This window comes from Amycolatopsis speibonae, assembly GCF_042647925.1.
GTDB classification, from domain to species: Bacteria; Actinomycetota; Actinomycetes; order Mycobacteriales; family Pseudonocardiaceae; genus Amycolatopsis; species Amycolatopsis speibonae.
In genome coordinates this window covers 28,659-39,599 of the sequence record NZ_JBHRWK010000155.1, presented here as the reverse complement: position 1 = coordinate 39,599, position 10,941 = coordinate 28,659, and the positions used below count along the sequence as shown (strand labels likewise).

Sequence of the window (10,941 nt, the reverse complement as noted above, 5' to 3'; positions counted from 1 at the left end):
TCAGCCTTATAACCCTTCTCGAACTGCTTCCCGATCTCATCATCACCCCAACACCCCTCATACTGATCAAGAACCCCATTCAACGCCACCAACGCATCCCTCAAATCACCATTGACCGACCCCAAACCATCCATCACACGCCCCACACCATCAGCATCCAACCGAAACTTCTCAGCCATGTCTCCTCCATTCTCGATGTTCTCTGTCGACCACACCCACTCCCGCTACGACGATGGCCATCGGCACGAAGGCAGGCGCCAAACCACGGTTACACACGCTTGACCTAATGCCCAACGAAAAATCCCACCCAGGACCTTTTGCATACCCCTACTGCCCTTCCTGCCCCTTGACCGAACACTGACTCTGCGATAACTTATCGCGATTTGCCCCGATGGACGGACACCTTCGAAGCATGATCGTCGTGGTCGACCGCCACACCGGACACCGGAATCGGGCGCGAAGTGGGACGGGCGCAGATATCACCGATATGAACGACCCACCTGTCGGCGGTCGCGTCGGCACACCATCCACACCACGCCTCCCTGGCCATGAAGACCTCACTGGAGACATCGAGATCATCTTCGAGCGCGAACACGACGAGTGGGTGTCAGCGAACGCGGTCCAGCCTGTCGCGGCGCAGAAGCCCTGTGAACACGCGAAGGCCTATTAGCGGGCGGCGGACGTACTTCCCGACGATGCCCGTAGCGCGAAGTGAACTCTTGACCGAAGGCGTCGAACCCGCTTCGTTGAGGGGCAAGGCAAATGTGGTGGCGCGTTGCGCGACCTTGCCGCATGAACTGTCCCCGGGTTCCAGCGATCTTCGTGGCACGGACCGAAAACCAGCCCTCAGTAGTCTGCAGCCTCAAGGGACATCAAGCCTGCCCCGCGTGCCCGATATGAGCGCTTTGCGCAGGAGTCGCGAGTGGCAATGGTCGTTCTATTGGACAGAAAGGCAAATGTGGCTTTCGCGACATGCCCAACCATGCACCACCGCGATGTCCCGAATGTGGCGTTGGGGACGCCGAATGTCCCCAACGCCACATTGGAGACGTCATTCCAACGCCACAGGTACCTCGTGAGTGGTAAAGCTGGTTCTCTTGAGGGGTAAGGTAAAGGTGTCCTGCCGGGCGGGCGAAGGGGACTTTCGTCGCATCGCATGCGGGGAAGGTTCCCTCCGCGTCACATCCGCAAGGTTCCGGTGCCGTGAGCCGCGCCGCAGAATGTCCTGAAGGTCCCCTTCAAGACATTCAACGTCTTGAAGGGGACCTTCAGGACACATGCCGCATTCGGCGCACACCTCAACGGCACGCCACGTTTGCCCTGCCACTCAATAAGCGAGGTCCATCCGGGGGTCGACCGAGGCAGGTCAGTCGCTCTTCTTGACCGACGAATTCGGAGCGTTCGCGCCCGTCCCGTCGACACCGCCCAGCATCGGCCCCAGCAACGAGTTCATCATCTCCATCGGATCGACCTTGCCACCGGCGACCCCGGCGAAGTCCGGGTCCGTCGCCGAACCCGTACCCATGATCTTCTCCACCTTCGCATGCGCCTCGTTACGCCCCTGATGCAGCGCCTCCAGGATCTGATGAGCCAACTGGGCCGGAGGCAGGGAACGGTACTTCGATCCCTGGAACGACAGATCGGTCAACTCGCCGCGTCCATCGAAGGTCATCGAGAACGAGTTGTCCTTCGCGCGGACCGTCGTCGTGCTCTCCTCCCAGAGCTTGCTCACTTCTCGCAGCTTCTGCTTTTCCCGCTCCAAATCTGCCAACGCCTGCTCGAGAACGGGATCAGCGTTGTCGAGATCGGCGGCCCAATCGTTCATCACACAGATCCTCACTATCTCATGTCCGGGCCCGGACGCTCGGCGGCACCATTTCGTCTCATGGTCACAGAGACGAAGCACGAACCGTTCACCGCACCGCGAACACAGCCTCTTTTGCAGTGATCCCTGCCCTTGGAACCTGCGATGCTCACCCTCGGCACCGGGCACCTTGCCCGATCTTCCTCGCCGGCTGCCCGTTCGGGCTGATCACGGAGGCCGCCGCCACCCGCGAGGCCGGGAACTTCGGGCACGAAGTCGGGCCAGCTCACCTTTCCGACACCGGGCCCACCCCGGTTGCCTCGATGATGGCGAGGTGGAAAACATTCTCGACACCATTCTCGAGGTGGAGAAACCACTGGTCTTGCTGACCGGGCTCGCCGGCACCGGTCGTACGAACGTGCTCGCCCGTCTTTCCGAACACTACGAAGCGGAGAGGAGGCACGTATCAGCGATGCGGTTCACACCGAACGGTGACGTCGCGCCCACCCGTTTCGTTCTCCTGCCCGGCGACCGGAAGGGCACTGCGGCCGCCGCGTTGCGGGGCCCGGTGCCCGTCGAACCGGCCTGGGCCACGATCGGACCGGTCGCCGGTGCGGACGAAGATCCGGCCGTCGCGCTCCGTGCGGCCCACGCCGCTGCGGCCGCCCTGCGTCGCGGTGGCGATGGCACGGTTCTGCTGCTCGACGATCTGCAGTGGATCGACCGCTCCTCCCTCGCGGTACTCGAAGCGCTGATCCCGATGCTCGATGGCCGCCGGCTCAAGTGTGTCGGCGCGCTCCGTGTGCCCGCCGACGGCCCCACCGCCCGTTATGGACCGGAAACGCTGACCCGGCTTCGCGAGGTAAACCTGGTGCACACACTTCGTCTGCGCCCGCTGGCCAAGAATCTGCTGGCGGACGAACTGCGCAGCACGCTGGGGGCCGCTCCCGACGCCGCGCTCGTCGACCACGTGTACTCCCAAAGTCGCGGCGTGCTCTCCGCGGCGGGCGAAACAATGGACGTGCTGCGCCGGGGTGGCGCCATCCGGGTCGTGGACCGTTCCGCGTACTTCGTTCCCGCTGTCGCCTCGAAGTTTCCGCTCCCGACCAGCGAGTACGTCAGGTCTGTTCGTGCGCTCGGTACGGCGGAGTGGGAAGTGGCCAAGGCGATGGCCTTCCTGTCTCCGCTCGGCGGCACCGCACTCCGCCTGGTCGGCGCGGTGATCGGCAGGTCCGAACAGGACGTGCTCGATCGCCTGGAAACCCTTCGCGCCGCCGGACTGCTCCATCACGGGAGAAAGGGGTGGCGCTTCACCCTTCCCTTCCACATCGCCGCGTTGACCGAGGCCTGCGGCCCCTACGAGCGACGGATGCTGGCAGCGGCCGCTGTCGAGGCTCTCTGGTCTGGGACCGCGGTCTGTTCCGACCGAGAGCAACGAACGAATCTCCTGGCCGAGGCCGGCCGATCGGTGGATCCGGCGCGGGCGTCGGAAGAGCTGATCCGCCATGCCCTCGAAGCCGGCCAGGGCGACGCCGTATCCGCCGTTCGTTGGCTCAACGCAGCCGTCGATCTCGCCGAGGACCGGACACAGCGGGCGAAGGTGCTCCTGCTGCTTGTCATCACGTACCACCAGAACGGTTTCCACGAGCAGAGTCTGCGCACCGTCCGGCTGGTGTTGAGCGACTTCGCGGACGAGTTGAACGCGGGTGACGTCTTCGACGCCCACTCACTGCTCCTCCGCGGTCTCAGTTGCCGGCACGACACCGAGCCATTGCGCGACATCGCGGACGGCGACCACCGCCTGGCGGGAGAACCCGGCGCCCGGGCGGTGATCCGGGCGACCGCGTGCGCGCTGCTCGACCGGTGGGCGGAAGCCGTACGCTGGGCTGACGCGGCGGCCAAGGCGGTCCGCGAGGAGCAGCCTCAAGCCGTTGCCTTACACCTGCTCAAGGCACTCGGAGGCCTCTGGCAGGGGCAAGCGGAGGTTTTCGAGCAAAGCCTTCTGGACCGAACGCAGTGGCCACTGCGTGATGTCACCCGGTACCGCGTCGAGCTGGTTGACGCGCACCTCACCGGCTTACTCCTGAACGGCGAGCTCGGCCGCGCCGAGAAGCTGCTGGCGGACGAGGAGCTTTCGTGGGAGGACACGGGGCCTGCAAACCGGACGACCGCGGCGGTCCTGCGCGGCGATTTCCGGACCGCCACCGAGCTGGCCTGCCGGAACGTGGCGTACCGATCGACTCCCTGCTTCGAGGCCGCGACGACCGGGATGTTCCATACGACGGTCTCCGCGCTGGTCTGTCAAGGGCGGCTCACGACCGCACGCGAACTGGTCGCCGCGGCAGGGGACGGCATCCCGGTCCTTGCCCATCTGCTGGACTTCACCAAGGCGCTGATCGATCGCGCTCTCGGCGATCCGCGGCGGGCGGCCGATCGTCTCACCACCGCTTTGAACACGGCCGAGGAACGCGGCTTGGTGGTCGGTTGCGACACCGCCTGTGCGGAACTGGCGGATCTGGCAGTCGATCTCGAAGACCGGGAGAGCGCGGAGAACTGCCTGGTGAAGGCCGAACGGCTGGCGCGTATCTTGCCAACAGGGCGAGCAGCCGCACTCGCGTCCTTCGTACGCGCGGCGGTCACGAAGGACACGACCGCCGCGATGGAGTGTCTGCGAATGGCACACAAACGTGGTCAACCGCTCGAATTGTCGACTCTCATCGCACGTCTTGTGAAGCATGGTGTGGCGGATCCGGCGCTGCTCAGCGAGGCCTACGAGCTGATGTCCGGCCTCGGCGCGCTCATGCACCGCGCGAAGACCCGCACCCTGATGCAAAAGCACGGCATAGTTGTTCCCGGCCGCCGGAACACGGTGGAGGAGAACGAGCGGCTGCTGGCGACACTGGCGGCCGAAGGCTTGAGCAACAAGCAGATCGCCGTGGCACTGATCACGAGCGAAAAGAGCGTCGAAGGACGTTTGAGCCGCTTGTTCATCCGGAGTGGCTACCGGTCCCGCATCGAACTGTCCACCGCGATCGTCAATGGCGAGCTTCGGCTCTGACCAGGCGAAAGACCCTGGCGGTCAGGCGTCTTCGGGTCGAGCGGCCGCGCGGATCGCGTCCGCCAGCACCCGCATCGAGGCCGGCGAACCAGGATTCAGCAACACGTCCACGCCCCGCGGGGGCAAGGCCGCGGCGAGGTCCTCGACGGTGATGTTCAACCAGTGGACGTCGTCCCCGACGCGGTGGCGGTGACCGTGGGACGTGGTCACCTGGACCGACGGCACCCCGTCCGGTGCGGGTTTGATCACCGCGGTACCTTCCTCGTCCGTGGCAATCCCGAGCACAGTGTCACGAAGCACCGCGGAGAGCTGGTCCGCGACGTCCTGCCCGTCGGCGAGAGCGCGAAGCACCGCGTCCACGGGGTCGAGCGGCGAGCCGGGTGTGCTGGGGCGGTAGTGAGGATTCGAGTGGAAGCGGCTCGGACCGCCCGACTCATCGGCGGTCCACGCGCCCAGGATCACCTGCGGCGGAAGGCCCTTTTGCTCTTCGCCCATCTTGAACTCGGGATCGAGCAGCAGCAACAACTCGTGGCCGTCCACCTCTTCGGCGACGGTCTCCTCGGGCTGTTCGCTCATAGTCTTCCCTTCCGGACGCGGTACTACTGTGCTCGTTCTTTCCGAAACCCGGCCGGAAAACCACCAGGCGCGGAGTTTGTGCCGAATATCCCTCACGAACGGGACACTCGCGAATCGAAGAGTTCTCCGGATCTGTGGTGCCCGCCGGGGAAACGCGTCATGATGCCGTGAACGTCCACCCAAGAAGATCAGGAGAACCACACGATGGCCGATGGTACGGAACCGATGCCGCAGGAAGACGACCTGGAGAACTGGGTTCTGCTGATGGATCTTGGCTGGGAGCCGGAAAAGGAGGATCAGCAGCCGCCCATCGAGGCGGTCGTCGGCATGTGGCCGATCGAGGACGGCAAGGCGGGAAAGTTCCGGGCCAATCCCGGCTACGTCCCCGCGGACGAGAATTCGCCGACCGATCCGCTGGACGCGGCACTACGACTCGTGCTGCGTGGCCAGGGTGAGATCGAGCAGGTCCAGCTCATACTGCGCGACTCGCTCTTCGACATCGCGATGAACGGTGACGGCAGGCCCCTGGTGATGCGGTCTCCGGACGAGATCCCGTGTGTCGTGATCGCGACCGGCGAGCCTCATCGGCAGCGGGTCAGCTCACCGGACTGGCGCCGCATCGACCTCGCCGGACTCGTCGAGCTACTCGCCGAGGGTGTCGACGTGCTCTTCAATCCGGGAGGGCCGGCTATGGTGCGCCTGAACGCGGACTTCATGCGCCTGAGTCTGGACATGGACGAAGAAGTCATCGAACGGCTGTACACGGAGCAGGCTCAGCCGGAAGCGAGCTTGCCGAGCTCGACCTCGAAATCGATCCACAGGGATTCGTCGCCGCGCGGCACCATTGCGTGACTGCAGTCCAGAAACTCCTTCAGGTCTTCTGCGTGTGCCGTGAACCTGGCGGCGCCTTCGGGGGTCTCGAGTTCGACCTGTAGACAGTCGGGGCGGGAAGTCGACGGACCGATCCGGACGTCGCCCTCCCCCGAGAGCTGGAGGAGGCCGGCCGTCAGAAGTTCACGCGAAAACAACCAGTCGATCTCCTGCGGGGTATCTCGCAGGAAGCGCGCCTTGATCGCGAACGGATCGCAGGTGTCGTAGCAAAGCTCGACATCGACGAGTACGTCCTCGGCATTCGGGGTCGCCCGCATGAAGACCACATCGTGGCTGTGCGCCACATGTTCGATCGGGACGTTCTCGGACGTTGATGGGGTCATCTCGTTGTTCATGGTCCCAGTATCGACATCGAGACTTCATTTTCACTGCACGCCACTCCGGCCACGAAACCGCCGTTCGGGTGCCAGTCGTGGCGGATCGAGCCGGTGCTGTTTGTCGGCGAAAAATGCACATTCGGGCACTTCGCCGCCGTTTTCGCCAGACCGGTCTTCGGCCTGCGTCAGAATGACAGGTGACCTACGAGCCCTCGGGAGAGATGCATGAGCCACCCCTTCACCTCTGAGCTTCACGGCATGCTACTCCATGCCGCCGGCTGGCTGTCCGACGACGCACTCACCAGTGCCCGGGCAATGCTGGCGGAAGAGCGGTGCGGGGAGGTGGCCCAGCTCTTGGTGTTCGCGGGGCGGCGGACCACGCTCCCGCTGACCGAGGACGACCTCGACGTGCTGGGTGAACTGTTGACGAATGAGGGGGGCGACCCGGACTCACTGGCCATGATCGAACTCACGACGGACGACGATCCGCCGCCATGGCGCTTTTCCTCCGCGTCGGCGGACCTCGATGAGGAAGATCAGGACGAGGACGAGGACGCGAACGCAGCGACGCTGATCTCCGCGCTCGCCGAACAGGACCTGCTCGCCGCCGCGACCGGCGAACCGGGCTTGCGAGGCATCTGGAGCGCCATCCGCAGCCCCATCGACGATGCCCCCTACCCGCCACCTCGCGTGGTGTACGTGGCCGAGGTGAACACCGACCACGACGAAGCCATAGCGCCGTCCGAACTGGCCGGACGCCTGCAGGAGATCTTGCTCGCCGCCGGCGAGCAGGCTCCGCAGGTCGAGGTGGTACCTCTCGGCAACGGGCGCCTGCCCTACCAGCGGGCCGCCCAGCAAAACGGCAGGTTGCTCTGGGCCGCCGACACCGACCCGACGATCAAGGTGGCCAAGGTCTTCGACAAGGTCGATCGAGACAAGGGTCCCGAGTTCGCTCCCGACAGGCCGAAAATCGCCGACCAGAACGAGCGGGACAGGATCTGCGAGTACCTCGAATCGGCTACCTTGCTGCTCGTCACTTCAGCCATGCTCGGCGACATCGTCGAGCCCGACCGCGGCCGGACGGTACCCACGAATTTCTACACCGACGGCTCCTGGGTGTGGACCGACACGGTCACCTACTATCTCCGGGAACATCATCTGACGCCGGATCCCGAACTTCTCGCCTACATCAACGACATCGACGGCCCCCCGCCGTTGCCGGACACCGTGGCACTCGGCCGGGTCATGGAGGTACTGACTCCTTCTCCCGCCAACCAACCCGTGTGGACCAGTTCCTGACATAACGCCCCCTTCGCCCGCCCCGGCGAATACTCCCGGACATAAAGACTTCCTGAAGTCGCTCGGCGCAAAATAGCGATCGATCGTTCCGAATGGGTCCAACAACGACGAGATCGTGAGCAGAATGGCGGGTTCCATGGGAACATTTTCTTCGGGGGCCGATGTGAAGACGACCGCCGGCTCTAACGGAATGCGAGAGGCCGCGTATCGCGGAGTATCACCCAAATTGCTCGGGGCAGCCGATTTCTACCGGGCCACTTTCGCCTGGGACGTCGAGATCCTGGAGAACACTCTGCTGCTCCACCTTACCGGCGGCATGGCCGCGGTGTCCGTGCCCTTCCGGGGCGGAAAGCACCTTTTCGCTTCGACCGGCGCCTTACCCCGTGGCCCTTTACTCGTGGTTCCGGGTGCTCCGTTCAGAGCGCTCGCGCTCGTGGAATCGGACGACTGCGTCTTCTCGGACGAGGAACTACCCAACGGGGTGCTGTTCCACCGTTCCCCGTCGAGGACACTGTTGCCTCCGACGATCACTCCACGTGGCGCCGTGCAGTGGCTGCGTGAGCCATCACCGAAAGATCGCTGGCTGCCCGTGGCATCCGGCGTCATCGCCGCACTTGCCCGGGCACTGCGACGGCCGAACCATCATCCCGCGATTCGGCCGACACGCCATGGACTCAGCTGATCGCTCCGGAACGGAGCGCGAGCAGGACCATCCGCGACCGATCACCGGTCTGCAGTCTCCTGGACATATGGGCGAGATGACCCTTGACGGTGTTCGCCGACAAGGCGAGATCCGCACCGATCTCCCGATTCGTCTTTCCGTCCGCCACCAGGGAGAGAATCTCGCTCTCGCGGGCGGACAGGCCTTCAACCTGCTCGCCGCACTCGTTGCGGATGGGCAGGCCACCAGACGGTGACGGCTGCGGTTCGAAGTCGTCGACCAGTTCGGGATCGAAACTTTCGACCAGATAGCCGACGGCGTTCGCGGAGAATGCGGCGATCGCCGACATCGGATCGTGTTCAGCGGCGATCACGACCACGCGTTTTCCGCCCTGTCGGCGAAGATCGCCCACCAGTTCTGCTGTACTTCGCGGGGTTTCAGTCGCGCGGAGGACCACGAGATCGCACTGCTTCGCGGCCGGCGCCATCGTTTGCACACCTCGGGGCGCCGTGGTTTCGGTGACGGATTTGGCGCCAAGGCGCCTCAGCCTGCCCGCCAGATTCCGTCGCCTGTCCGGAAGCGGATCCACCAACAGCACATGAAGCCCGGACTCGAACCTCAGAGACCGCCCGAAACCTCCCGGATCACGAGACGAACCAGGCCGACGAGCCGACGTGTCCGGGATCAGCCGATCCGGCCACCCGGCGATGCGCTGCGGTCCCCTGCCAGTCCTGTCACGGCCCATAACTCCTATATTCTGCTCATTCATTATTCTTTCAGACCTTAATTAACTCCTGAAACCTGTCAAGCGGCCGACCCGATCTCGAAAGAAAACTTTCCACCTTCCAGCCATATGCACCGGAATGAGTGAGAGCGAGTTCACAGTCGGCCGACAGGTTCGCCCTCGACTACGGCCACTTTTCGGTCGCTTGACCGGCACCGGCGAGAAATTTTCACCTCCAGGAAGGCTCATTGGTCTTGCTTCCGGAATTCCGGCGGGGTTACCAGGCGAAGCAGTGACATTGAGATAAGTCAAAGCTTTCGCAAACGTCGGCCGGGGTGGACGGCAGGTCGGGTGGAGTCGATCCTGGCGAGAGGTCCCGACGCTGTCGACTGTGTCCCGAAAGTGGCTTTCGCGACATGAGCACCGGGGCGGCGGCTTCGAGCAGAACGCGCCCCGCAGAGTTCCGGCAACGACACGTTTGCCTTACCCCTCCATAAGTGGAGGTTTCGGCCCGCTGATCTCATCCGCAGCAGTGAATCGCGGACAGCATATCGAGAGGGAAGGGAAAGTGTCGCGTCTGGGCCGAGGGTCCAAGGCAGGGCGATCCGTCGCTCGCCGACCCGACGCGATGGACGCGGGCCAGTGTCGCGAAGGGCTGGCCGGGGCCGGGAGTCTTCGCACCCACCGTCGCCCCGCTCACGAACACGACACGTTTGCCCTACCCCTCGATGGAAAGGCCCGCGACTTGACGACCGCTGTCATTGCGCACGAGTGGCGGAATTCAGAACCCGGGCCGCGCTACCCAAGGTCGTGGGCCAGGCCTTGGTGACAGCCTCCCACGCCCACCCCAGCGGAACCCTTCCCGAGAGAATCATAATCGGAGGATCACCCCAGCGGGTCGCCACGACGATGCCTTCACGATCCGGCCAGCCGGGGGCCGGCACGCCGACCGGGAGGAAGTCCAGAATGTACTTGGAGCCGCTGACGGTCAGGTCGTCCCACAACCCGGAAGCGGCGCAAGTGAAGCTGCGCAGCCTGTTACGAGCGTTGCCCTTGTATGGCATCGGCGCATGGGGATAAGCACTGTTGTACTCGGCGATGGTTTCGAACACCGCGAACTGTGCGCTCGACTCCCGGGAGGTCACGACCATGACCTCGAGCATAGGAAGTGACGGACCGGAAGGCGGTCTCCCAGACACGGTCTGCCCGAGTGGATACACTCCGTTCCCGAAATACTCGACTCCCTGGTGTCGCGTGATCGGTGTTGTCTTGCGCCCGTTGCAGATCCACGTGGTTCCTGACAAGACGGAGAAAAGCCGCTGGTAGTACCAGGAGCTTTTCTCCGACGCAGCCAGGGGCCGCGTGGGCCGCAGCGACGTAAGGCGTCGAGGACGCCCCTTCGGCGCGAACCAAGGTCGTGAAGGCCTCCTTGCCTACCTTGAGCCGCAATGCCAGGAACTTAAGGGGCAGCGCCTGAGGTTCTCGGGGCTGTCCACAAAGGACTCGTGCCGCGTCGAATTATCCGGTTGGCCGTCGTTTGTCCGAGTCCTCTGCTGTGTGAAGGCCCCCTTCCTTGCGCCTGGCGCAAGGAAGGAGGCCTTCATGTACTAC

The 10,941-nt window shown here is 64.3% G+C and carries 10 protein-coding genes; 5 read left to right on the top strand and 5 right to left on the bottom strand.

Annotated features, from left to right (window positions below; translation table 11 throughout):
• Positions 1 to 412 precede the first annotated feature (412 nt).
• Complete coding sequence (locus ACFOSH_RS43215; RefSeq protein WP_378247484.1) at positions 413 to 670, top strand: hypothetical protein; 258 nt, start codon at positions 413 to 415, stop codon at positions 668 to 670.
• 696 nt (positions 671 to 1,366) lie between these two features.
• Here the strand turns inward: ACFOSH_RS43215 and ACFOSH_RS43210 are convergent.
• Positions 1,367 to 1,825: a YbaB/EbfC family nucleoid-associated protein gene (locus ACFOSH_RS43210; RefSeq protein WP_378247482.1), complete on the bottom strand. Its 459-nt coding sequence runs from the start codon at positions 1,823 to 1,825 to the stop codon at positions 1,367 to 1,369.
• A 313-nt stretch (positions 1,826 to 2,138) separates the two neighbouring features.
• Between ACFOSH_RS43210 and ACFOSH_RS43205 the strand changes: the two genes are divergently transcribed.
• On the top strand, positions 2,139 to 4,862 hold the full coding sequence (locus ACFOSH_RS43205; RefSeq protein ID WP_378247480.1) for an ATP-binding protein: 2,724 nt from the start codon (positions 2,139 to 2,141) through the stop codon (positions 4,860 to 4,862).
• 21 nt (positions 4,863 to 4,883) lie between these two features.
• Here the strand turns inward: ACFOSH_RS43205 and ACFOSH_RS43200 are convergent, their stop codons facing one another.
• Positions 4,884 to 5,438 (bottom strand): type VII secretion system-associated protein, encoded by a 555-nt coding sequence (locus ACFOSH_RS43200; RefSeq protein WP_378247478.1) that lies wholly within the window; start codon positions 5,436 to 5,438, stop codon positions 4,884 to 4,886.
• A gap of 204 nt (positions 5,439 to 5,642) precedes the next feature.
• Here ACFOSH_RS43200 and ACFOSH_RS43195 point away from each other — a divergent pair, with 204 nt between their 5' ends.
• Positions 5,643 to 6,290, top strand: a complete 648-nt coding sequence (locus tag ACFOSH_RS43195) for a type VII secretion system-associated protein (protein WP_378247476.1) — start codon at positions 5,643 to 5,645, stop codon at positions 6,288 to 6,290.
• On the opposite strand, the gene ACFOSH_RS43190 is transcribed toward ACFOSH_RS43195, so the two are convergent.
• Positions 6,212 to 6,664, bottom strand: a complete 453-nt coding sequence (locus ACFOSH_RS43190; protein ID WP_378247474.1) for an SsgA family sporulation/cell division regulator — start codon at positions 6,662 to 6,664, stop codon at positions 6,212 to 6,214. The genes ACFOSH_RS43195 and ACFOSH_RS43190 overlap by 79 nt on opposite strands.
• Before the next feature lie 240 nt (positions 6,665 to 6,904).
• On the opposite strand from ACFOSH_RS43190, the gene ACFOSH_RS43185 reads away from it, so the two are divergent.
• Positions 6,905 to 7,945 (top strand): hypothetical protein, encoded by a 1,041-nt coding sequence (locus ACFOSH_RS43185; protein WP_378247472.1) that lies wholly within the window; start codon positions 6,905 to 6,907, stop codon positions 7,943 to 7,945.
• Positions 7,946 to 8,069: 124 nt separating this feature from the next.
• Positions 8,070 to 8,627 (top strand): hypothetical protein, encoded by a 558-nt coding sequence (locus ACFOSH_RS43180; protein WP_378247470.1) that lies wholly within the window; start codon positions 8,070 to 8,072, stop codon positions 8,625 to 8,627.
• Here ACFOSH_RS43180 and ACFOSH_RS43175 read toward each other — a convergent pair.
• Both ACFOSH_RS43175 and ACFOSH_RS43170 read right to left on the bottom strand, forming a co-directional pair.
• A complete protein-coding gene (locus tag ACFOSH_RS43175) occupies positions 8,620 to 9,375 on the bottom strand; it encodes a LuxR C-terminal-related transcriptional regulator (RefSeq protein WP_378247468.1) in 756 nt (251 codons plus the stop codon). The two genes, ACFOSH_RS43180 and ACFOSH_RS43175, sit on opposite strands and share 8 nt — an antisense overlap.
• 713 nt (positions 9,376 to 10,088) lie before the next feature.
• Complete coding sequence (locus ACFOSH_RS43170) at positions 10,089 to 10,481, bottom strand: hypothetical protein (protein ID WP_378247466.1); 393 nt, start codon at positions 10,479 to 10,481, stop codon at positions 10,089 to 10,091.
• Positions 10,482 to 10,941: the final 460 nt, after the last annotated feature.

What these genes read in the sequence shown, in the direction of transcription:
- ACFOSH_RS43185 (WP_378247472.1), top strand. Translation starts at nt 6,905, where the DNA reads ATGCTACTCCATGCCGCCGGCTGGCTGTCCGACGACGCACTCACCAGT.
- ACFOSH_RS43195 (WP_378247476.1), top strand. Translation starts at nt 5,643, where the DNA reads ATGGCCGATGGTACGGAACCGATGCCGCAGGAAGACGACCTGGAGAAC.
- ACFOSH_RS43210 (WP_378247482.1), bottom strand. Translation starts at nt 1,825, where the DNA reads ATGAACGATTGGGCCGCCGATCTCGACAACGCTGATCCCGTTCTCGAG.
- ACFOSH_RS43180 (WP_378247470.1), top strand. Translation starts at nt 8,070, where the DNA reads ATGGCGGGTTCCATGGGAACATTTTCTTCGGGGGCCGATGTGAAGACG.
- ACFOSH_RS43200 (WP_378247478.1), bottom strand. Translation starts at nt 5,438, where the DNA reads ATGAGCGAACAGCCCGAGGAGACCGTCGCCGAAGAGGTGGACGGCCAC.
- ACFOSH_RS43170 (WP_378247466.1), bottom strand. Translation starts at nt 10,481, where the DNA reads ATGGTCGTGACCTCCCGGGAGTCGAGCGCACAGTTCGCGGTGTTCGAA.
- ACFOSH_RS43190 (WP_378247474.1), bottom strand. Translation starts at nt 6,664, where the DNA reads ATGAACAACGAGATGACCCCATCAACGTCCGAGAACGTCCCGATCGAA.
- ACFOSH_RS43175 (WP_378247468.1), bottom strand. Translation starts at nt 9,375, where the DNA reads ATGAATGAGCAGAATATAGGAGTTATGGGCCGTGACAGGACTGGCAGG.
- ACFOSH_RS43215 (WP_378247484.1), top strand. Translation starts at nt 413, where the DNA reads ATGATCGTCGTGGTCGACCGCCACACCGGACACCGGAATCGGGCGCGA.